The organism is Leisingera sp. ANG-Vp (assembly GCF_000813725.1).
GTDB lineage: Bacteria > Pseudomonadota > Alphaproteobacteria > Rhodobacterales > Rhodobacteraceae > Leisingera.
The window spans coordinates 116,453-137,913 of record NZ_JWLD01000016.1; the positions used below are offsets into that span (position 1 = coordinate 116,453).

General features: G+C 62.8%; 17 protein-coding genes. 6 read left to right on the top strand and 11 right to left on the bottom strand.

The window, feature by feature from the left end; genetic code table 11:
- Nucleotides 1-22: 22 nt before the first annotated feature.
- From RA20_RS06735 to RA20_RS06750, 4 genes are all read right to left on the bottom strand, one after another.
- Nucleotides 23-1,129: an ABC transporter ATP-binding protein gene (locus RA20_RS06735; RefSeq protein ID WP_039125893.1), complete on the bottom strand. Its 1,107-nt coding sequence runs from the start codon at nt 1,127-1,129 to the stop codon at nt 23-25.
- 209 nt (nt 1,130-1,338) lie between these two features.
- Nucleotides 1,339-2,388, bottom strand: coding sequence for a methyltransferase domain-containing protein (locus RA20_RS06740; RefSeq protein WP_039125894.1), 1,050 nt, complete (start codon nt 2,386-2,388; stop codon nt 1,339-1,341).
- Nucleotides 2,389-2,635: 247 nt separating this feature from the next.
- Entirely contained in the window at nt 2,636-3,757 is a 1,122-nt protein-coding gene (locus RA20_RS06745; RefSeq protein ID WP_039125896.1) for a hypothetical protein, read from the bottom strand.
- A gap of 9 nt (nt 3,758-3,766) precedes the next feature.
- On the bottom strand, nt 3,767-4,546 hold the full coding sequence (locus tag RA20_RS06750; RefSeq protein ID WP_039125898.1) for an SDR family oxidoreductase: 780 nt from the start codon (nt 4,544-4,546) through the stop codon (nt 3,767-3,769).
- Nucleotides 4,547-4,750: 204 nt separating this feature from the next.
- On the opposite strand from RA20_RS06750, the gene RA20_RS06755 reads away from it, so the two are divergent.
- Complete coding sequence (locus RA20_RS06755) at nt 4,751-5,764, top strand: Hint domain-containing protein (RefSeq protein ID WP_039125900.1); 1,014 nt, start codon at nt 4,751-4,753, stop codon at nt 5,762-5,764.
- Between the two features lie 18 nt (nt 5,765-5,782).
- On the opposite strand, the gene RA20_RS24565 is transcribed toward RA20_RS06755, so the two are convergent.
- On the bottom strand, nt 5,783-7,309 hold the full coding sequence (locus tag RA20_RS24565; protein ID WP_152618449.1) for a caspase family protein: 1,527 nt from the start codon (nt 7,307-7,309) through the stop codon (nt 5,783-5,785).
- A gap of 158 nt (nt 7,310-7,467) precedes the next feature.
- Between RA20_RS24565 and RA20_RS06765 the strand changes: the two genes are divergently transcribed.
- The 5 genes from RA20_RS06765 (at nt 7,468) to RA20_RS25710 (ending at nt 12,893) form a co-directional block, all read left to right on the top strand.
- On the top strand, nt 7,468-9,075 hold the full coding sequence (locus tag RA20_RS06765) for a peptide chain release factor 3 (RefSeq protein WP_039125903.1): 1,608 nt from the start codon (nt 7,468-7,470) through the stop codon (nt 9,073-9,075).
- 135 nt (nt 9,076-9,210) lie between these two features.
- Complete coding sequence (locus tag RA20_RS06770; protein WP_052248861.1) at nt 9,211-10,041, top strand: hypothetical protein; 831 nt, start codon at nt 9,211-9,213, stop codon at nt 10,039-10,041.
- The gene (locus RA20_RS06775; RefSeq protein WP_039125905.1) at nt 10,019-10,972 is read left to right on the top strand and encodes a glycosyltransferase family 2 protein; all 954 of its coding nucleotides are present in this window, start codon (nt 10,019-10,021) and stop codon (nt 10,970-10,972) included. The genes RA20_RS06770 and RA20_RS06775 overlap by 23 nt, the downstream gene beginning before the upstream one ends.
- A 182-nt stretch (nt 10,973-11,154) precedes the next feature.
- Nucleotides 11,155-12,513 carry a DEAD/DEAH box helicase gene (locus tag RA20_RS06780; RefSeq protein ID WP_039125907.1) on the top strand — a complete coding sequence of 453 codons (1,359 nt, stop codon included), beginning with the start codon at nt 11,155-11,157 and terminating at the stop codon, nt 12,511-12,513.
- Nucleotides 12,514-12,716: 203 nt separating this feature from the next.
- Nucleotides 12,717-12,893, top strand: coding sequence for an RSP_7527 family protein (locus tag RA20_RS25710; protein ID WP_193748783.1), 177 nt, complete (start codon nt 12,717-12,719; stop codon nt 12,891-12,893).
- Nucleotides 12,894-13,092: 199 nt separating this feature from the next.
- On the opposite strand, the gene RA20_RS06790 is transcribed toward RA20_RS25710, so the two are convergent.
- The 6 genes from RA20_RS06790 to nuoL form a co-directional block, all read right to left on the bottom strand.
- Nucleotides 13,093-14,760 (bottom strand): ribonuclease J, encoded by a 1,668-nt coding sequence (locus RA20_RS06790; RefSeq protein ID WP_039125910.1) that lies wholly within the window; start codon nt 14,758-14,760, stop codon nt 13,093-13,095.
- On the bottom strand, nt 14,757-15,539 hold the full coding sequence (locus RA20_RS06795) for a type III pantothenate kinase (RefSeq protein ID WP_039125911.1): 783 nt from the start codon (nt 15,537-15,539) through the stop codon (nt 14,757-14,759). The genes RA20_RS06790 and RA20_RS06795 overlap by 4 nt, the downstream gene beginning before the upstream one ends.
- Nucleotides 15,540-15,552: 13 nt before the next feature.
- A complete protein-coding gene (locus tag RA20_RS06800; RefSeq protein ID WP_039125912.1) occupies nt 15,553-16,299 on the bottom strand; it encodes a biotin--[acetyl-CoA-carboxylase] ligase in 747 nt (248 codons plus the stop codon).
- Nucleotides 16,300-16,366: 67 nt separating this feature from the next.
- On the bottom strand, nt 16,367-17,806 hold the full coding sequence (gene nuoN, locus RA20_RS06805) for an NADH-quinone oxidoreductase subunit NuoN (protein ID WP_039125913.1): 1,440 nt from the start codon (nt 17,804-17,806) through the stop codon (nt 16,367-16,369).
- A gap of 15 nt (nt 17,807-17,821) precedes the next feature.
- The gene (locus RA20_RS06810) at nt 17,822-19,372 is read right to left on the bottom strand and encodes an NADH-quinone oxidoreductase subunit M (RefSeq protein WP_039125914.1); all 1,551 of its coding nucleotides are present in this window, start codon (nt 19,370-19,372) and stop codon (nt 17,822-17,824) included.
- A complete protein-coding gene (gene nuoL, locus RA20_RS06815) occupies nt 19,372-21,456 on the bottom strand; it encodes an NADH-quinone oxidoreductase subunit L (RefSeq protein ID WP_039125915.1) in 2,085 nt (694 codons plus the stop codon). Before nuoL ends, RA20_RS06810 begins: the two co-directional genes overlap by 1 nt.
- Nucleotides 21,457-21,461 lie beyond the last annotated feature (5 nt).

Genomic DNA, 21,461 nt, shown 5'->3' on the forward strand with positions numbered 1-21,461 from the left:
AGGCAACAATGCCTGCTAAGCCTTAAGCGGGAAAGACAAAACAGCGGTTGCGCCGAACCGTGAGCCACATGACGCGGCCCTTCTCCGGCAGAAACACATTGGGCACTGTGGCTTTCAGCAGCGAGCCGTCGAATTCCATCCGGAATTCAACCAGGCTTTCGCTGCCCAGGAAGCGCGCCCGTTCCACGGACGCCCGCGCCGCAACACCGTCGCTGGGGGTCGGCAGCGGCCCCTTGCCGCCGCGGTCGAAATCGATGCGCAGATGCTGCGGGCGGAAGACGATCTCCACCGCAGTGCCATCCGTCACCCCGGGTGCCAGAAACTCGCCAAAGGCTGTCTTGGCCAGCGCCCCGTTCACTTCCGCCTTCAGCACGTTCACGTCGCTGAAAAACGCCACCGCCGCCTTGTCCACCGGATGGGTATAGACGTTGTAGGGCGCGCCTTGCTGCACGATCTTTCCGCCCCGCATCAGCGCAATCTCATCGGCCATCCGCATCGCCTCTTCCGGCTCATGCGTCACCAGCAGAACCGCGGTGTCTTCCTCTTTCAGAAGGCTCAGCGTTTCATCCCGGATGCCGTCGCGCAGCCGGTTGTCGAGGCCGGAGAACGGCTCATCCATCAGCATGATCCGCGGCCGCGGCGCAATCGCGCGCGCCAGTGCCACCCGCTGCTGCTCGCCGCCCGACAACTGATGCGGATAGCCGTCGATGAAGCGTTTCAGCGATACACGGTTCAAGAGCTCCTCGACCCTTGCCCGCTTCTCGTCCTTGCTGCCTTTCAGGCCGAAGCCGACGTTGTCAGCAACGCTCAGGTGCGGGAACAGGGCAAAGTCCTGGAACATCAGCCCGATCTCGCGCCGCTCCGGCGGCACCCGGAACACGGTGTCGCAGATCAGCTTGCCGTCCACATAGATCTCGCCGCTGTCCTGCATCTCCACCCCGGCGATCATCCGCAGGGTGGTGGATTTGCCGCAGCCCGAGGGCCCCAGCAGGCAGGTCACCTGCCCGGCCTGGATCTGCAGCGAGACATCATCGACCACCGCACGGCCTTCGAAGAACCGCTTGATGTTGCGGATCTCCAGCCGCGGCGCGGCCATGGTGCTGAGCATGTCGGCAGGGGCAGTGTTCATGAGGCCTCGGGGCTGTTTCCGATGAAAACGCTTAGGTTCACGCCGGGATAGCAACCCAGTGGCGGAGCCGCAAGCGGTCAGAATTGCCGGGGACGCCTTGGAAAACACGACGAGGGCAGCGCCCGGCCCTGGGTGGGCGTGAAGCGCCCTCCCGTGGGGAGGGTCGGGCGCTGCCCGTCCTCTCGGCCGGGCGGGACATTAATCCCGCCTCAGCAGCAGCCCGCCGCGGCGCCTTCCTGCTCCAGCCCGTTAAAGGGCGAATTGCCGCCGCAGCCGGCAAAGATGCCGTAGTGGGTATCAAAGTTGCCGATAAACTCAAAATGCGGCGCCAGGCGGCTGTCCTGCAGCATCATCCAAGTATTGCCGCAGACCGGAAACACCTTGCCCGCTTCGATAATATGGTGGTCATCCAGCGCAAACACATGCGGCGCGTGCGCGATGGTGCCCTTGTAGATCACCGCCTGGCCGTAATCCTCGCAGGCGGGCTCCAGTGCCGGCAGCTTGAACAGCCGGTAGGTGGCCGACAGAAACTTCAGCGGCTGGACGCGTTTTTCCAGCACCGGATTCTCGATTGTCAAAAGGCGCGAGGTCACCATCCGCGGGTCCTTGAAGCCGGACTCCTTGGCAATCGACAGAAAGTCGTTCCAATAAAGCGCACCGGACAGGCACTCGCCATAGAGCACCTCATCCTTGGCCATCTCTTCCGGCACCCGGCGGTCGGCATAGACGTCCGAGAAATACATCTCGCCGCCCTCTTTCAGCAGGTGATGCGCGCCGCGCAGCACCGCGCCCTTATCGGTGGCCAGGTTGATCACGCAGTTGGAGACGATAATGTCAAAGGAACCCGGCTCCAGGTCCAGCTCCTCCAGCTTTTCAATATAGCCGTGGTGGAATTCGACGTTGGAATTGGCATAGCCGAAGGCTTCGGCGTGATAATCCTGATGGCGGCGCGCCACCTCCAGCTGCGCCGGGGTCATATCGACGCCGACCACCTTGCCGCTCTCGCCGACCAGCGCCGACAGCGCATAGACATCGCGTCCCGCGCCGCAGCCAAGGTCGAGGATGCGCGCGCCCTCCAGCGCTTCCGGCGCAATCAGGCCGCAGCCGTAATAGCGGGTCAGCACCTCGTCATGGATCTTGGACAGCACCGCCTTCACATGATCCGGAATGTCGTCCGGCGTGCAGCAGGCATTGGTCTGGAGGTCCTCACTGCCCTGCAGCACCTCGCCGTAATAGTTCTGCACGTTTTCATGTTTCATGGGGGGGCGCCTTTCCTGTGGTTCCGGACCAAAGGGATAGCGGCCTGCAGATAATGCGGCAATCAACGAGGCGGGTGATCTGACGCAACTGTGAAGGAGTGTGGGGAGAGGCCATTGCCACAGCAGCCTTCCGCCCGGTGGCACACCGGGCAGCGCCCGACCTCCCCCACGGGAGGGCGCTTCGCACCCGCCCGAGGCCGGGCGATGCCCTTCTTGGGATTCTCCAAAGTTGAAGCCTGCGAAAGTCTCAGCCTTCCGGCAGCAGCTCAAACGCTGCCTCAGCCCGCACCTTGCCGTTCACCATCAGCTCAATCCGGTGCGGCCCCGGCACCAGTTTGAAGGTGGTGGCATCGCCCTTCAGCTTGTGCTTCTTGCCCAGCTCCAGCCTGCCGCCGGTGATCTTTGCCTGTTTCAGCTTGAACACCTTGGCTGAGGCCTTGCCGCCAGGGCGCTGGAAATGCAGGATATAATCCACCAGCACCGGCGCTCCGGCAGCCCCTTCCAGGCGGCAGAACACATCCAAGGCGTCGCCAATCCGCACCGTGTCCGGGACCTCGATGAACGCTTCCAGCGCCAGACCCGGATCGTAGCCCAGCATCTCCATCGCCCGCGGGTGGCCTGCCTTCACCAGCCCGCGCAGAGCATGGGAGGTCATCCAGTCCAGTTCCTTCTTCTGCTGTTTCCCGGCTGCCTGCCAGCTTTGCAGACGGTCCATCACCAGATCCGGATCCTTCTTGGCAATATCGTTCAGATGGTTGGCAATCGAGCGGGTGACGTAGCGGGTGCCATCGCCGTGCAGGCAGTCCAGGAGCGGCAGCGGCTCCGCCAGGTCCAGCCCGACAGCCTCGCCCCAAGGCAGCCGCGGCCGGGTGCCTTCGCTCACCAGTCGGCGCACATGATAGCTGGGGTGCCCGGCCCATTGCTCCATCCGCGCCAGCACCTCGGCAGGCCAGCGGTTCAGAAATGGCCGGATTGCCCATTCCATGGAAAACCGCTGAGTGATCTCCTCCAGCAGGTCCAGCGACAGATCGCGGTGCGCCTCAGCGCCCCGTGCGGCCACATACTCGCCCAGCGGCGCAAAGATGAAGTCGCCGAAGTCATCGTCGGTCTTGCCCGGGTCGAGCGGCGGCGGCAGTGCCTTCAGCAGGATAGGCGCAGCCTCGGGCAACGCGCCGGGAAGGTGGCGCGCCAGCACGTCCGCAATCAGCGTGATCCGCTGCTTCAGCTCCAGCGCCGGCAGCTCTGCCATGACCTGTTCTTCAAACAGATCCGCGTTGAACCCAGCCTCGGCCGCAGCAAAAAGGCCCGCCAGATAGCGGACCTTGTCGCGGTTGAACAGCTGGTCTTTCAGGGAAAATCCCGAAGCCATGTCAACTCCTTACATCGTGGTATTGGTTGCGCCGCCGTCCAGCAGGATGTTCTGCCCGACCATGAAGCCCGCATGCTGCGAGCACATGAAGGCGCAGGTGGCGCCGAATTCGGCCCGGGTGCCGTAGCGGCCCGCCGGGATGGTAGCGCAGCGTGCCGCCTTGGCCTCCTCGGGGGTGATGCCCTGCGCCTTGGCTGCACCGCCGTCCAGCGAAACCGCGCGGTCGGTCGCATGAATACCAGGCTGCAGGTTGTTGATGATGACGCCCTGGCCCGCCACCTGCCGCGCAGTGCCCGCGACATAGCCGGTGAGGCCGGCGCGCGCCGCATTCGACAGGCCCAGAACGGGGATCGGCGACTTCACCGACACCGAGGTGATATTGACCACCCGGCCCCAGCCGCGCTCGATCATGCCCGGCACCAGCGCCTTGATCAGCGCAATCGGGGTCAGCATGTTGGCATCCAGCGCGCTGATGAAATCCTCGCGGTCCCAATCGGTCCACATGCCCGGCGGCGGTCCGCCCGCATTGGTGACCAGAATATCAACGCCGCCGGCTGCATCCAGCACCTGGCTCTGCCCCTCCGGTGTGGTCACATCTGCGGCCACCGTCACCACATCGACGCCGTACTGATCACGGATCGCCTGCGCCGATGCCTCCAGCGCCTCGGCGCCGCGGGCGTTCATCACCAGGTTCACACCAGCCTCAGCCAGCGCCTCGGCGCAGCCCAGACCCAGCCCCTTGCTGCTGGCACAGACCAGCGCGCGCTTGCCCGAAATACCCAGATCCATCTTGTCCTCCCTCGGGAATCTTCTCCGTTTGCGCGGAGCTTGCACTGCGCACGCACGGATGGCCAGCCCCCTGAACCGCTGCCCCAACCGTGAAGCTGCCGGAAAAACAGCGCCTTCCCTCCCCCTTTGTGCCACATTCTCACGCCATTTCTATTGGACGGGCTCTCCTGCGGGCCCACATATGGAATCAAACAGCCGCCGCCCATGGGACAGACATTGACCGCCAGCCACGCCTCCGTCCAAGCCTTCCGCGCCGAACAGTTCCGCGTCGAAAACGGCGCCAATCTGGGTGACCCGATGGGCGTGCTTGAAGATCTGGTTCTGGACGACATCTACATGATGGCCTTGGCCGAGGCGCCGCAGCGCCTGTCCATCGCCGCCCATCACGACGGCAGCTTCAGCATCGCGGAGAACACCGCGCTCGGTTCACCCGGCGCTGCGCTGCATCTGGATTGCCTCCTCACCCTGATGCCGGACAGCGGCCCCAACACCGAGACCCTGGTGATGGTCGAAGTGGACGGGGACGGCATGATCGCCGGCGTCTTCCTGGTGCCGCTCGCCCCCTTACAGCCGCAGATGCCCTACACGCTGGTCAAAGCCGAGCGCGAACCTGCCCGGCGCAAACTGGCGGAATCCGCCTGCGTCTCCTTCACCCGCGGCACCCGCATCACGCTTGCCACCGGCGCGCAGCGCCTGATCGAGGACATGCGCGCAGGCGACCGCGTCCTCACCCGCGACGACGGCATCCAGGAGGTGCGCTGGGTCGGCCAGTCCACCCTGCGCGCTGTTGGCGATCTCGCCCCGATTCTGATCCGCAAAGGCGCCCTCAATAACGCCAATGACCTGATCGTCAGCCCCTCGCACCGCCTCATGGTCTATCAGCGCAGCGACGAGATCGGCGCCGGCGCCCCCGAGATCCTGGTCCGCGCCCGCGACCTGGTGAACGGCGACACCGTGGTGGTTCTGGACGGCGGCTTTGCCGACTACTTCCAGATCCTGTTCGACCGCCACCACATCATCTACGCCGAGGGCATCGCGGCTGAGAGCACCTTCCTCGACCCAGTCACAAGACCGGTGCTGCCCGAGGATTTCTGGACCCGCCCTGGCGGCCCCCTGCCCGCCTCGCACAAGAGCGGCGCCCACGGGCTGGACGTGAGCCGCTCGCTGCTGGACCGGCCGGATGCGGTCGGGCTCTTGAAGCGGGCCTCGTTGCGGTAACTGCTGCGCCCGCCTTAGTCACTGAAGCTGTATTTCGCTTATTGCAGTGTCCCGGTATCTTGTTCCGGGATAGATACCGGTGATTGTCAGGGTGATCCAGGACACCTCACCCAGCGCCGGAAGCTGCAGTACCTGAGCTTCGCTTTTATCCTGCAGTTGCACACTGGCGCGGAAGCCGTTGGAAGCCATCACTTCCAAAGACCGGACGCGGCTGTTCTTCGTGAAGATGTCCCAGCTTTTTCCATAACCGTTGGCAACCAGTATCCGGCTGATGTCCACTGGCCCGCCGAAAGAAAACCTCAAGATCTCCCCGATCCCGTCATCCGGCCTGCCCTCGATCCAAGCCGTCCGCAAACGCCCGTCGGACATCATATCGCCGGTGTATGAATTCTGCCCTTGGTCCGGCAGCTCCGAAGACACGCAAAGTTCCCCGGGAATTCTGCCAAAGTACCCCTGGTGACAAGCGGCCATCGGCACACCCGGCAGCGGCAGATGCCGTTGAACACGGGCAGCTTCAGCCTCCAGCGCAGCCAGCGCTTCAAGCGCCAAGACAACATAGAAACTGTCCGGCTGATCGCTATGCGCGTCGATGAAGGCCTGCCATGCGCCTCGGGTGTTGATTCTCTCCGCCAGGGCATATTTGCGCTCGATGTCCTTTGAAGAAGGCGCCGCCGCAGCTGAATTTTCGGGCTGTGCTTCAGGCAGAGCGGCAGGGACGGGCTGCGAGCTGAAATAGAAATCCCCCGTGATCGAGCTGGTTTCCCAAGGGACTTGCCGTTCCTGGGTAACTGCCAGGACTTCGCTGCGGGCGGCTTTGAATACAGCTTCGATCGTGCGCCCCTTGCCAGTGGAAATCGCCCGGGCAAGAGCAGATGTGTAAGGCGAGTTTCCCCCGCTGCCATCCAAAGCGACGTCCCCCGGCGCGGTGGCATATGCGATGATGGTCCCTTTGGGAGCGTCAACCGGTGCAAGTCCCCTGGCCGCAGACCGCGCCGAGCCGGCAAAGGGATTGTTGCGGCAAGCGTCCAGGATGATGATGTTGATATCCGCATTGGAGGAGTTCATGACGCGCAGAAAGCTGTTCACATTGACGGCTTCCAGATCAATCTCGTCTTCGCTGGTTATCGCTGCGCTGACGGGTACCAGATAGTTTTCCCCCTCCAGCTGGACACCATGGCCGGCGTAGTAGAACAGGCCTGCGTCAACACCTTCGCCGCGCAGTTGCCGGCCGAACTTCAGCAGCGCCTTCTTCATGCTGCCAAGGTCGGCGTCCAGCAACGTCGTGACCTCGAATCCTGCTTCCGTCAGGACCGAAGACATGACACGCGCATCGTTGCCAGGGTTGGCCAAAGGAGTCGTGTGGGAATAGTTTGAGTTCCCTACGACAAGCGCATACCTCTCTCCAGCACTGGCCTGCAAACTGCAGAAGCATAAGACAGCAGCGCTGAGCAGGATAAAGCGTCGCAGCATCCGGTGGCATCCTCCCTGGACTAAATCCTTGCACCGATCATCTAGGCAAACCGCGCGCGCAAAATCAATCTGCACAGATGGCGGCCGCACTCTTCCCGCAGAAACTCCCGGCAGACAAGACGAACAGACCGGCGCGTTCAGCAAGCAAAGAAAAAGCCCGTCCACGCAGGGCGTAAAAGACCGGCCTCCCCGTTTTTCTTGCCTCTTCCGGCATTCCTGCTATACGCGCGCTCATGCTGGATTCCGTCACCAACCGCCCCGAACTGCCGCCCGAGATTGCCCGCCGCCGGACCTTTGCGATCATCTCGCACCCGGACGCCGGCAAAACCACGCTGACTGAAAAGTTCCTCCTTTACGGCGGCGCGATTCAGATGGCCGGGCAGGTGCGTGCCAAGGGCGAGGCGCGGCGCACGCGCTCGGACTTCATGCAGATGGAAAAGGACCGCGGCATCTCGGTCTCGGCATCGGCAATGTCGTTTGATTTCAGTGGCTTCCGCTTCAATCTGGTGGACACGCCCGGCCACTCGGACTTTTCCGAGGACACCTACCGCACCCTGACGGCGGTGGATGCGGCGGTGATGGTGATTGACGGCGCCAAAGGCGTGGAAAGCCAGACCCAGAAGCTGTTCGAGGTCTGCCGCCTGCGCGACCTGCCGATCCTGACCTTCTGTAACAAGATGGACCGCGAGAGCCGGGACACCTTTGAAATCATTGACGAAATCCAGCAGAACCTGGCAATTGACGTGACACCGGCGGCCTGGCCCATCGGGGTGGGGCGTGACTTCATCGGCTGTTACGACATGCTGCGCGACCGGCTGGAGCTGATGGACCGCGCCGACCGTAACAAGGTGGCCGAAAGCATTGAGATCAACGGCTTGGACGACCCCAAGCTGGCAGAGCACGTGCCGGAGCACCTGCTGGAGAAGCTGCTGGAAGAGGTCGAAATGGCCCGCGAGCTGCTGCCCGCACTGGATCCGCAGGCGGTGCTGGAAGGCCATATGACCCCGATCTGGTTCGGCTCGGCGATCAACTCCTTCGGCGTGAAAGAGCTGATGGACGGTATCGGCGCCTACGGCCCCGAGCCGCAGCCGCAGTCCGCGCACCCCCGCGCAGTGGCCCCCGAGGAGAAAAAGGTCGCCGGATTTGTCTTTAAGGTTCAGGCCAATATGGACCCCAAGCACCGCGACCGGGTGGCCTTTGTGCGGATGGCAAGCGGCCATTTCAAACGCGGCATGAAGCTGACGCATGTGCGCACCAAGAAGCCGATGGCGGTTTCCAACCCGGTGCTGTTCCTGGCCTCCGACCGGGAACTGGCCGAGGAGGCCTGGGCCGGCGACATCATCGGCATTCCGAACCACGGCCAGCTGCGCATCGGCGACACGCTGACCGAGGGCGAAGCGATCAAGGTGACCGGCATCCCCTCCTTTGCGCCTGAACTGCTGCAGGGCGTGCGCGCAGGCGATCCGATGAAGGCCAAGCACCTGGAAAAGGCGCTGATGCAATTTGCCGAGGAAGGCGCTGCCAAGGTGTTCAAACCCTCGATCGGCTCGGGTTTCATCGTTGGCGTCGTGGGCGCGCTGCAGTTCGAAGTGCTCGCAAGCCGGATCGAGATGGAATACGGCCTGCCGGTGCGGTTTGAGGCGAGCCAGTTCACCTCCGCCCGCTGGGTCAGCGGCGACAAGCCCGCGGTGGACAAGTTCATCAATGCGAACAAGCAGCACATTGCCCATGACCATGATGGCGACATCGTCTACCTGACCCGGCTGCAGTGGGATATCGACCGGGTTGTGCGCGACTTCCCGGAGCTGAACCTGACCGCAACCAAGGAAATGATGGTCTGACCCGCTCTCCCAATTCCGCTGCCTGTATATTTTCGCAGGCAGCGGCAAGCGCGGCAATCAGCAGGCAGCACAGCCTCGCGCCAGGCCCGCAATTAACGGCATTGAAGCAACTTCGCATTCTAAGGCCATTTTGAGATGTTGATAGAACGGCTGAAATACAGGCTGCTGCGGGCATTCCAAATTCTGCAGAACCGCCTCATCCTCAAACACCGGGTTGCCGATGAGGTTTACCCCGGCGGACTGGCGGCGCTGGAAAGCTTTCTGGACAAGAAAGAGGAAGCGTTTCAGAACCTTGGTGCCGTATTACCGCTGGCAACTGCCGATCTGTCCGTATGGCGGGACAGGATCCTTCCGGAACAGGATAGCCCGCACCGGGATGTACTGACCGCGGACGCAAAGCAAAAGCTCGAAAACCTGCGGATGATCTTTGCCGGCAAACCGGACCTGTTTGCGTTGCACGCGCTGGTTATTGCTGCAATCCGGCGCAAGAAAACGCCTCCCCGCGCGCTGAAACTGTTCTTCCGGATGTGGGAGGAACACGGCGATTTCCTGGCCAGGAACCTGCCGCCAAGATGGCTGATTTCCGCGGCCGTCACCTTTGCCGACCATGGCAGCAGTATCGATCAGCGGATGGCGGGGCAAGCGCTGGCGATCACCTTTGACATGATCAAGCTGCATGACAGCGAACGGCGCCTCGCCGGTGTCGCGAACGACCGGGCCTTCACTCCCAGCCTGACTCCGCACAAGTACCCGCTGGCGTTTGACCTGCCGCCGTATGTGATGGCCGGCGGTGACCTGGATATCAGCCATATCGTCAAGATTTGGCGCCAGGCGAAGGGCGACACGGTGATCCGCCCGCTGGCCGAGCGGATGTTGACTTTGCTGCTGGAAGACAAAAGAACTGTGTTTGCAAGAATTCAGGTATACAAGGATCCCTCCATTCGTGAACGGCGCGCCAGCATGTAACACGGCCTCTTGGGGTATCGTCAGCACCATAAAAGCAGATGCCTGCGATATCCTGGATTTTGCATCCCATTATCTGGAACTTGGCGCGCACCGGCTGTTTCTGTATCTGGATGCCCCCTGCTCCGCGGCCTTTCAGCACTTGAAGGCCCACCCCAAAATCCGGGTGACGGCCTGCGACGATGCCTATTGGAAGCGGCAAGGAAACCGCCCGAAGAAGCACCAGGTCCGCCAGACCGCAAATGCCACCCGCGCCTATCACCGGCAGGCCAAGGACGTGGATTGGCTGCTGCACTGCGACGTGGATGAATTCCTGTGGTCCTCCTCCCCGGCTGCTGCTGAGCTCGCCGCTTTGCCGCCGGACGTGATCTGCGCCCGTGTGCGGCCGGCGGAAGCCTTGGCAGGCGGCGATGGCTCTGCCTTCAAGGGGTATGTTCCGCCATCCCGCCGCGCTGGTGCCGGGCGTCTCTACCCGCAATTCGGCGGTTATCTGAACGGCGGTTTCCTGAGCCATTTGCATGGCAAACTGTTCTGCCGCACCGGGATTGAGGGTTTGGAGCTGCGAATACACCATGCCTATCTTGCCGGGCAGGCGAATCCCGGCAGTGCCGAGCTTGCAGGCATGGACCTATGCCATGTGCACGCCCGTGACTGGCTAAGCTGGCAGGGCCATTACCGCTACCGGCTGCAGAAGGGGTCCTACCGCCCCGAGCTGAAGCCCGCCCGGCCGCGCGAAGACGGCGGCCTGACAGTTCATGAATTGCTCAGCAAGCTGGAAACAGAACAGGGAGAGGCGGGCCTGCGCAGTTTTTTCGACGAGGTCTGCGCCGACAGCCCCGGACTGCGGGCCCGGCTGCAGGCCGAGGGGCTTCTGAAGATCCGCCGTCTGGAACTGGAGGCCAAGCGGCGGAAACACTTCCCGGGTTTCCGCTGAATTGTCTCCATTTTGCACCCACCAGAGCCCAAAATACTGGAAAACCGGGCATTAATTGACGATCGCCTGGGATTTTGCTATGCCCGCCAGCGAGCCGGAAGCTGCCATCCCGCATGACCTTTGCGGAGCCGGCTGGAACACACACGCGCGGGCCAGGTCAGTGTCCGCAATGACGGATACAGATGACAAAATTCACCGATCTGAACCTTAATCCCAAGGTCCTCAAAGCCATTGAGGAAGCGGGATATGAAAGCCCCACCCCGATTCAGGCCGGAGCGATTCCGCCTGCTCTCGAGGGGCGCGATGTTCTGGGAATCGCCCAGACCGGCACCGGCAAAACTGCCTCTTTCACGCTGCCGATGATCACCCTGCTGGCCCGCGGCCGTGCCCGGGCGCGGATGCCGCGCAGCCTGGTGCTGTGTCCGACCCGTGAGCTGGCAGCCCAGGTGGCGGAGAACTTCGACACCTATGCCAAACATGTGAAGCTCACCAAAGCGCTGCTCATTGGCGGCGTCTCCTTCAAGGAGCAGGACGCGCTGATCGACAAGGGCGTCGATGTTCTGATCGCCACTCCGGGCCGTCTGCTCGACCATTTCGAGCGCGGCAAGCTGCTGCTCACCGGTGTGCAGATCATGGTGGTGGACGAGGCCGACCGGATGCTCGACATGGGCTTTATTCCGGATATCGAGCGCATCTTCTCGCTGACGCCGTTCACCCGCCAGACCCTTTTCTTCTCGGCCACCATGGCGCCCGAGATCGAGCGGATCACCAACACCTTCCTTTCTGCTCCGGCCCGCATCGAAGTGGCCCGCCAGGCCACCGCGTCCGAGACCATCGAACAGGCGGTTGTCCAGTTCAAGCCTTCGCGCCGCGACCGCGAAGGCAGCGAAAAGCGCAAGGTTCTGCGGGCGCTGATTGATGCCGAGGGCGAAAAGCTCACCAATGGCATCATCTTCTGCAACCGCAAGACCGACGTGGACATCTGCGCGAAATCGCTGAAGAAATACGGCTATGACGCGGCCGCGATCCACGGCGATCTGGACCAGAGCCAGCGGATGAAAACGCTGGACGGTTTCCGCGACGGCTCCCTGAGGATCCTGGTGGCGTCCGACGTGGCCGCCCGCGGCCTGGACGTGCCCAGCGTCAGCCATGTGTTCAATTTCGACGTGCCCGGCCATGCCGAGGACTACGTGCACCGGATTGGCCGTACAGGGCGTGCAGGCCGTGAGGGCAAGGCGATCACCATCTGCTCAGTGCGGGATGAAAAAGCGATGGATGCGATTGAGAAGCTGATCCAGAAAGAAATCCCGCGCCTGGAGAACCCGGTAAAGCCGGAGCCGAAAAAGGAAAAGGCGCCGCGAGCAGCCAAGCCCGAGGCCGAAAGCCGCAAGGACGAGAAGCCCGCGCAGAAACCCGAGCGCGAACGTTCCTCCGGCGGCCGCGGCAAGTACAGCAAGCGCGACGACAAGGCTGTGGTCGGCATGGGCGACCACCTGCCGAGCTTTATTGCACTGAGCTTCGCGGAACGCCGCGCCAGCTGACACGCCGCGCCGGCAGCATTTTCACAGGCCGCTCCCTTTGGGGCGGCCTTTTCCGTTCAGCCTCCGCGCACAGTGCATGCGCAGCATAACGACCTTTGCACATGCAGCATAACGGGTCTTCGATCTTGGCTGGCGTAAACCCGCGCAGAACGGCGTATTGCAGGCACAACACAGAAACGCGCCATTGCAGATGGGCCTACGCCATGACCAACGACTCCAAAACCCTCACCATTGCCCAGTTCCAGGCCATCGAAGCCCGCGCCCATGAGCTGCGCGCCCAGGCCTTTGCCAGCTTCACCCGCCGCCTGTTCCGCGCGGTTTTCCTGGCACCGTTCAAGCTGCTCTCGCGCCCGGCCTGCGCCCGCCCTCTGCACGGCTAAGGCGGCGGCCGCATGCCTGCGGCACAGTCATTGAAAAGAAAACGCCGCGCGCCTCTCAGGCCGCGGCGTTTTTCGTTGTGCTGTGGAATGCAGAGCCCCCGCCGCGGGCCCGCAGGGCGCGCGGCGCCCGGCCCAACGGGGCCTGCTGCATCTTTGATGCCGCTTGGCCCGGGCGGGAGTGCCGCCTGCCTCGCCGGCTTCACCGCATGCGGCTGACGATCACCGTGACTTCCGGCTTCTTGCCAATTTCTGCATGTGCTGTCTGACGGGTGATACGGCGCAGCTCCTGCTCCAGCTTATCGTCGTCGCGCAGGGTCTTGGCGCCGGCCCGCATCAGGAACTGGTTCAGATCCTCTTCCAGAACCTCAACCAGCGCCGCGTTGGAGGTGCCGGTTTCCGCCAGCCCCTTCAGGTCGCACCAGGGCTCGCCCAGCGGTTCGTCGTCTTCGTCCAGGATCACCGTGACCACCACATGGCCATTCAGCGCCATGCGGATACGGTCGCGCACGATCCCGTCAAGCGCGCCGTATTTGACCGAACCGTCCAGATAGGTGCGGCCGGTTTCGATCCACTCGGTCACTTTCGGCGCATCGCCCGACAGGTCCATCATCATGCCGTTCACGACCACCGCGCTGGGGATGCCCTTGGCCTCGCCCAGCCGGGCATGCTGGCGCAGATGGCGGTGCTCGCCGTGCATCGGGATCAGCATCTTGGGCTTCAGCAGATCATGCACCCGCTCCAGGTCCGGGCCGTTGGCGTGGCCGGAGACGTGATAGAGGCCGGAGCTGTCATCGACCACGTCCACGCCTTTTTCCGAGAACTGATTGATAATCCGGATCACGCCTTTTTCGTTGCCCGGAATGGTCTTGGAGGAGAACAGGAAGGTATCGCCTTCCTTCAGCTCCAGCCCGCGGTATTTGCCGCGCGCAAGCTGCGCGGTGGCGGCGCGGCGTTCGCCCTGGCTGCCGGTGGTGATCAGCATCAGGTTGTCGCGCGGGATGTCGCCCGCATCTTCGGGGCTGACCACCTTGGGGAAATCCGTCAGCACGCCGGTTTCCGTCGCCGCCTCGATCATCCGCCGCATGGCGCGGCCCAGGAGCACCACGGAACGGCCTGCCCGCGCGCCTGCCTCAGCCAGGGTTTTCACCCGCGCAACGTTGGAGGCAAAGGTGGTCGCCGCCACCATCCCCTTGGCCTCGGAAATCAGCCTGGTGATCTCCTCCGGCAGCTCGGATTCCGAGCGGCCCGGATGCTGCGAGAACACATTGGTGGAATCGCAGACCAGCGCCTGGATGCCATCCTTGGCGATCTCCGCCCACATCTCCGGGTCAAAGGGTTCGCCCACCAGCGGATCGGGGTCCAGCTTGAAGTCGCCGGTATGCACAACCCGGCCTGCCGGGCTGTCGATCACCAGCGCGCCGCTTTCGGGGATCGAGTGGCTCATCGGGGCAACGCCCACGGTGAAGGGGCCAAGCTTGGTCACTTCCGGCCAGGCTTCGACCGTGTGAACGTTGGCCGGGTCGTGGCCCGCCTCTTCCATCTTGCGCCGCGCCAGGTTGGCGGTGAAGGGGCGCGCATAGACGGGCACGTTCAGTGCCGAGTACATATGCGCGATGGCGCCGATGTGGTCCTCGTGGCCGTGGGTGATGAAGATCCCTTCCAGCCGGTCAGCGCGTTCCTTCAGCCAGGTCATGTCCGGCATGATCAAGTCGACGCCCGGGGTGGTGTCCATATCCGGGAAGGTCACGCCCAGGTCGACCAGGACCAGGCGCTCCTTGTCCTGTGCCCCATAGCCGTAGACATAGGCATTCATGCCAATTTCACCCGCCCCGCCAAGGGGCAGGTAGATCAATCTTTCACTGCTCATACGTCAGTTCCGTTTTCCTTATTATACTTATGAATGATCTGCAGGCCGTGCATGGTGAGGTCGTCCTCAAAGGCATCAAACAGATCGGCAGATTGCTGGAATAACGGCGCCAGCCCGCCTGTTGAGATCACTTTCATCGGCACGCCGCGTTCCGCCTTGATCTGGGCACAGATCTCGCGGACGAGGCCGACATAGCCCCAGAACACGCCGGCCTGCATGCAGGCGACGGTGTTGGTGCCGATGACGTTGTCGGGTTTGGATATATCCACATGCGGCAGCGCCGCGGCTGCCTGGTGCAAAGCTTCGAGGCTGAGGTTCACGCCCGGTGCAATCACTCCGCCGATATAGGCGCCATCCTCGGCCACCACGTCGAATGTGGTGGCGGTGCCGAAATCCACCACGATCAGGTTGCCGCCGTGCTGGTCAAAGCCCGAGACGGTGTTGACCAGCCGGTCAGGGCCGACAGCAGTGCCCTCGTCCACGCGCACGGCGACAGGCAGCAGGCAGCCGGGCTTCCCCACCACCAGGGGCCGCGTGTTGAAATAGCGGTCGGCCAGCACGCGCAGATTGAACACCACCCGCGGCACGGTCGAAGAGATGATCATGTCAGTGATGTTTGCCTCGATCCCCTGCAGCTTCATCAGGGTGCTGAGCCAGACGTAATACTGATCCGCCGTGCGCTGCCATTCGGTGGCGGTGCGCCACAGGCCGATGAACTTCTCGCCGTCATAGATCGAGAAGACCGTGTTGGTATTGCCGCAATCAACTGCCAGAAGCATGGGGCTCCCCCGCCTAGAAATAGATGTCCGCCGCCGGGATGCTGACGCGGCCCTTGGCGGTGTTTAGGACAAGGTTGCCGCTGGCGTCCACCGTTTCAAAGGTGCCCTCGGTTTCCGACGCAGCGGTGCGGGCGGTGATCACCTCGCCCAGTTTCGCCGCGCGCTCCAGCCAGGCGGTGCGGATCGGTTCGAAGCCGTAGGTAGAGAACTGCTGCTCGTAGCGGGCAAAGGCATCGGCTACGGCTTCCAGGAAGGTTTCCGGGTCGACCTGCACGCCGGTTTCCGCCATCAGCGAGACCGGATAGACGGCGCCGGGCTCCAGCCATTCCTGCATCGGGGTCTCAACGAGGTTCACACCGATGCCGACAAACAGGTGGTTCACCCCCTGCCCGCGCCCTGCGCTTTCCAGAAGGATGCCGGCCAGCTTGCCGCCCTTCATCAGCACGTCATTGGGCCATTTCAGCGACAGGCCTTCGCTGCGGCCCGTGACCGCGACGCAGGCATCGTAAACCGCCAGAGCGGCGACAAAGCTGCGCAGCGCCGCCTGATCCGGCGCGCCTTCGGGCCGCATCACCAAAGTGGCGGCAAAATTGCCCTTGGGGTCTTTCCAGTCGCGGCCGCGGCGGCCGCGCCCCTGGGTCTGGCGCAGGGCCAGAATCCATTCCGGGCCTGCCAGATCATCGGCGATGCGGGCGGCCTCGTTCAGGGTGCTGTCGACCTCGGCAAGCACCCGTTTTCCGTATCCTGCTGGCCAGCTCATGCGCGCTCCTTAAGTGCGAAAAGGCCCGGTCGCAAGACCGGGCCTCCTTAGCCTGCTGAAAAGCAGATCAATTTACAAGGGTTGCTGCGGCTGCAGCGGCGGCGCCGTCGATGCCGAACTGATAGACCACACCCACCAGCATCAGAGCCGCGGAGGCCATCAGGGCCGCGGTCAGGACCGGCGTTCCCTTCGCCTCGACATCGTCTTCGCCGGTGCCGAAGTACATGTAGAAGACGATGCGGATGTAGTAGAACGCACCAATGACCGAGGCGATGGCCGAAGCCACGACCAGGCCGAACAGGCCCGCGTCCACACCCGCTTTCCAGACACCCAGCTTGGCAAAGAAGCCGAGCATCGGCGGCACGCCAGCCAGCGAGAACATCAGGATCAGCACCGCCAGCGCCTTGCCCGGCTCGCGCGATGCAAACTGGTTCAGGGCCAGGATATCGGTCACCGGCTTGCCGTCTTTCTCCAGCATCAGGATGAAGGAGAAGGTGCCGATGTTCATGGTGACGTAGATCGCCAGGTAGACCAGCATCGCGGTGACGCCTGCCTCGGTGCCCGCCGCCAGGCCGATCATCGCATAGCCCATGTGGGCAATCGACGAAAAGGCCATCAGGCGTTTGATGTCGCGTTGGCCGATTGCCGCAATGGCGCCCAGGAACATCGACAGCACCGACAGCACCACAATGATCTGCTGCCAGTCGGAGATGGCGCCGCCGAAGGCGTCAAACAGAACGCGGGCGAACAGGCCCATCGCGGCCACTTTCGGCGCGGTGGCAAAGAAAGCGGTGACCGGGGTCGGCGCGCCCTCATAGACGTCGGGGGTCCACATGTGGAAGGGAACCGCTGAGACCTTGAAGGCCATGCCGGAGATCATGAACACGAGGCCGAACAGCATGCCGATGGACATAGACCCATGCTCCGCAACCTGGATGATGCCTGCAAACTGGGTGGTGCCGGCAAAGCCGTAGACCAGCGAGGCGCCATAGAGCAGCAAGCCGGAGGACAGCGCGCCCAGCACAAAGTACTTGAGGCCCGCCTCGGTCGATTTGACACTGTCGCGGCGCATGGCGGCCACGACATAAAGCGACAGCGACTGCAGCTCGAGCCCCATGTAAAGCGCCATCAGGTCGCCCGCGGAAACCATCATCATCATGCCAACGGCGGCCAGTGCCACCAGGATCGGGTATTCGAACCGGAGCATGCCCCGGCGTGCCATATAGTCCTGGCCGACCAGCAGTACGGCCGCGGCGCCCAGGAGCAGCGCCACCTTGGCAAAGCGCGAGAAGCCGTCGTCGATGAACATGCCGTTGAAGGCGGTCTGGGTGCCGGCGCCGGAGGTGCCGATCCAGATGGCGACCACAGCCAGCAGGGCTGCGGTGCTCCAGACCAGCGGAACCGCCAGCTTGTCCTTGCCGGTGTAGACCGCTCCGATCAGCGCGCCCATGGCGTAAAGCGCCAGAACGATCTCTGGCAGGATTACGGTGAGATCAGCTTGGATCATCTGCCTGATGCTCCCTTAGTGCGAAGCAATCTGGGTCGCGGCGGGCGCAGTGTCCGCAGCAGCCAGAGACTGGTTGAAGTTTGCGATCAGCGCCTCGGTGGAGGGGCTGATGATGTCGGTGACCAGCGACGGGTAGACACCCAGCAAGAGGGTCATAACGACCAGCGGCGCAAAGACAAAGCGCTCACGCGCGGACATGTCCTTGATCCCCATCAGGCTGCCCTTGATCAGGTCGCCGAAAACCACCCGGCGGTAGAGCCACAGCGCATAGCCTGCCGAGAAGATCACGCCGGTTGCCGCAACTGCGGTGACCCAGGTGTTTTTCTGGAAGGCGCCCATCAGGGTCAGGAATTCGCCGACGAATCCGCTCGTGCCCGGCAGGCCGACGTTGCCCATGGTGAAGAACATGAAGACCAGCGCATAGGCAGGCATCCGGATCACCAACCCGCCGTAGGCGTCGATGTCGCGAGTGTGCATGCGGTCATAGATCACGCCGACGCAAAGGAAGAGCGCGGCGGAGATGAAGCCGTGCGACAGCATCTGGAAGATGGCGCCGTCGATGCCCTGCTGGTTGGCGGCAAAGATGCCCATGGTGACAAAGCCCATGTGTGCCACCGAGGAATAGGCAATCAGCTTCTTCATGTCCTCCTGCACCATCGCCACCAGCGAGGTGTAGACCACCGCAATCGCCGACATCCACAGGACCACGTCGGTCATCACATCGGCCCCCACCGGGAACATCGGCAGCGAGAAGCGCAGGAAGCCGTAGCCGCCCATCTTCAGGAGGATCGCCGCCAGCACCACGGAGCCCGCGGTCGGCGCCTGAACGTGCGCGTCCGGCAGCCAAGTGTGCACCGGCCACATCGGCATCTTCACCGCGAAGGAGGCAAAGAAGGCCAGGAACATCAGCGTCTGCGCGCCGCCCACAATATGCAGCCCCAGCACGTCAAAGGACGCGGCCGAGAAGCTGTGGGTCAGCAGGACCTCGATGTCGGTGGTGCCGGCATCCACGTACATATAGACCATCGCCACCAGCATCAGAACCGAGCCGAAGAAGGTGTAGAGGAAGAACTTGAAGGAGGCGTAGATCCGCTCCTTGCCGCCCCAGATGCCGATGATCAGGAACATCGGAATGAGGCCTGCCTCGAAGAACAGGTAGAACAGCACCAGGTCCAGCGCCATGAAGACGCCCAGCATCAGGGTCTCCAAGAGCAGGAAGGCGACCATGTACTCCTTGACCCGGTCGGTAACCGACCAGCTGGCCAGGATGGTCAGCGGCATGATGAAGGTGGTCAGCATCACAAACAGCACCGAGATGCCGTCGACGCCCATCTTGTACTTCAGGCCGAAGATCCATTCCCGGTCCTCGACGAACTGAAAGCCGGTGTTGGCGGGATCGAACTCGAAGTAGATGCCCAGGCTCACCAGGAAGGTGATCGTGGTGGCAAAGAGCGCAACAAACTTGGCGTTGCGCTGCGCCGCCTTATCCTCGCCGCGCAGGAACAGGGCCAGGATGGCCGCCGCGAGCGCCGGGATGAAGGTGACAATAGAAAGGAGATTGTCCATCAGTGCGCTCCTCCGCCGATCGACATCCAGGTGACCAGGGCTGCAATGCCCAGCACCATCCAGAAGGCATAAGTGAAGATGTACCCGGACTGTGCGCGTCCGGCGAGACGGGTGAAGAAGGGCACAACGCCCATGGCCAGACCGTTCAGGAAACCGTCAATGGTGTTGCCATCGCCGCGTTTCCAGAAGAAACGGCCAATGGCAATTGCCGGTTTGACGAAGATCACGTTGTAGATTTCGTCAAAGTACCACTTGTTCAGCAGGAACAGGTACAGCGGGCGCTGCTGCTCGGCCAGACGTTTGGGCAGCGACGGGTTCCAGATGTAGAACCACAACGCCAGCACCAGGCCGCCAACCATTGCAGCAAACGGGGACAGCTTCACCCATTTCGGTGCCGCATGGGCATCCTCGAGGATGTGGTTGTCCGGCGCGATATAGAGCGCGCCCTCGCCCGGCTTGCCGGCAAACACATAGTGATGCTCACCCTCACCGCCGTGGGCTGCGTCTTCTCCGTGCGAGGCTTCCTCGCCATGCGCGTCCGCCGCGGCCTCAGCCACCGGGATACCGTAGAACTTTCCGACCTGATCGGCATGGCCGAAGAAGCTGCTGTACCACAGCATGCCCGAGAAGATGGCTCCGAGCGACAGAACGCCAAGCGGCACCAGCATGGTCCAGGGGCTTTCATGCGCGTGGTCATGGGTATGCTTGTCGCCGCGTGCCTCGCCATAGAAGGTGAGGAAGATCAGGCGCCAGGAATAGAAAGAGGTCATGAAGGCCGCAATCACCAGCGCCCAGAAGCCGAACATGGACCCGCCGGCATAGGCGCTTTCGATGATGGCATCCTTAGAGACGAAGCCGGCAAAGCCAACCCAGCCGCTGAGCGGGATGCCGACGCCGGTAATGGCCAGCGTGCCGATCATCATCGCCCAGAAGGTATAGGGGATCTTTTTGCGCAAGTTCCCATAGTTCCGCATGTCCTGCTCGTGATGCATGGCGTGGATCACCGAACCGGCGCCCAGGAACAGCATCGCCTTGAAGAAGGCGTGGGTGAACAGGTGGAACATCGCCGCCGAGTACATGCCGACGCCAGCGGCCACGAACATGTAGCCCAGCTGCGAGCAGGTGGAGTACGCAATCACGCGCTTGATGTCGTTCTGCACCAGGCCGACTGTTGCGGCAAAGAACGCAGTTGCAGCGCCCAGCACAGTGATGAAGGCCGCAGCTTCAGGCGCGAACTCGATCAGCGGCGACATGCGGCAGACCAGGAACACACCCGCGGTCACCATGGTTGCCGCGTGGATCAGCGCCGACACCGGGGTCGGGCCTTCCATCGCGTCCGGCAGCCAGGTGTGCAGGATCAGCTGCGCCGATTTGCCCATGGCGCCGACAAACAGCAGGAAGGCCAGCAGGTTTGCCGCGTTCCATTCGGTCCACAGGAAGGAAACCTGGGTTTCCGCCAGCGTCGGAGCGGACGCAAAGATGTCAGAGAGGTTGATGCTGTCGGTCAGGAAGAACAGGCCGAAGATCCCCAGCGCAAAGCCAAAGTCGCCGACGCGGTTGACGATGAAGGCCTTCATCGCTGCCGCATTGGCCGAGGGCTTGCGGTAGTAGAATCCGATCAGCAGGTAGGAGGCGACGCCTACGCCTTCCCAGCCGAAGAACATCTGCACCAGATTGTCCGACGTCACCAGCATCAGCATCGCAAAGGTGAAGAACGACAGATAGGCAAAGAAGCGCGGCTTGTAGCTTTCGCCCTCTTTCCACTGCGGATCATGATCCATGTAGCCGAAGGAATAGAGGTGCACGAGCGAGGACACCGTGGTGATCACGATCAGCATGATCGCGGTCAGCCGGTCCAGGCGGATCGCCCAGTCGGTGGACAGAGTGCCGCTTTCGATCCAGCGCAGGATCTGGATGGTCTCGGTCTGACCGTCAAAGGTCAGGAAGGTGATCCAGCTGAGCAGCGCCGCCAGGAACAGCAGCGCCGTGGCGGTCACGGTGGCGGCTTTCTCGCCGATCATCTTGTGGCCGAAGCCGCAGATGATCGCGCCAACCAGCGGGGCGAAAAGGAGGATGGTTTCCATGTTTC

Excerpts from the sequence above, each read along its gene's own strand:
- RA20_RS06810 (WP_039125914.1), bottom strand. The coding sequence starts at position 19,372 with ATGGACAATCTCCTTTCTATTGTCACCTTCATCCCGGCGCTCGCGGCG.
- nuoL (WP_039125915.1), bottom strand. The coding sequence starts at position 21,456 with ATGGAAACCATCCTCCTTTTCGCCCCGCTGGTTGGCGCGATCATCTGC.
- RA20_RS06765 (WP_039125903.1), top strand. The coding sequence starts at position 7,468 with ATGCTGGATTCCGTCACCAACCGCCCCGAACTGCCGCCCGAGATTGCC.
- RA20_RS06790 (WP_039125910.1), bottom strand. The coding sequence starts at position 14,760 with ATGAGCAGTGAAAGATTGATCTACCTGCCCCTTGGCGGGGCGGGTGAA.
- RA20_RS06800 (WP_039125912.1), bottom strand. The coding sequence starts at position 16,299 with ATGAGCTGGCCAGCAGGATACGGAAAACGGGTGCTTGCCGAGGTCGAC.
- RA20_RS06780 (WP_039125907.1), top strand. The coding sequence starts at position 11,155 with ATGACAAAATTCACCGATCTGAACCTTAATCCCAAGGTCCTCAAAGCC.
- RA20_RS06770 (WP_052248861.1), top strand. The coding sequence starts at position 9,211 with ATGTTGATAGAACGGCTGAAATACAGGCTGCTGCGGGCATTCCAAATT.
- RA20_RS06755 (WP_039125900.1), top strand. The coding sequence starts at position 4,751 with ATGGGACAGACATTGACCGCCAGCCACGCCTCCGTCCAAGCCTTCCGC.
- RA20_RS06740 (WP_039125894.1), bottom strand. The coding sequence starts at position 2,388 with ATGAAACATGAAAACGTGCAGAACTATTACGGCGAGGTGCTGCAGGGC.
- nuoN (WP_039125913.1), bottom strand. The coding sequence starts at position 17,806 with ATGATCCAAGCTGATCTCACCGTAATCCTGCCAGAGATCGTTCTGGCG.
- RA20_RS25710 (WP_193748783.1), top strand. The coding sequence starts at position 12,717 with ATGACCAACGACTCCAAAACCCTCACCATTGCCCAGTTCCAGGCCATC.
- RA20_RS06795 (WP_039125911.1), bottom strand. The coding sequence starts at position 15,539 with ATGCTTCTGGCAGTTGATTGCGGCAATACCAACACGGTCTTCTCGATC.
- RA20_RS06745 (WP_039125896.1), bottom strand. The coding sequence starts at position 3,757 with ATGGCTTCGGGATTTTCCCTGAAAGACCAGCTGTTCAACCGCGACAAG.
- RA20_RS06735 (WP_039125893.1), bottom strand. The coding sequence starts at position 1,129 with ATGAACACTGCCCCTGCCGACATGCTCAGCACCATGGCCGCGCCGCGG.
- RA20_RS06750 (WP_039125898.1), bottom strand. The coding sequence starts at position 4,546 with ATGGATCTGGGTATTTCGGGCAAGCGCGCGCTGGTCTGTGCCAGCAGC.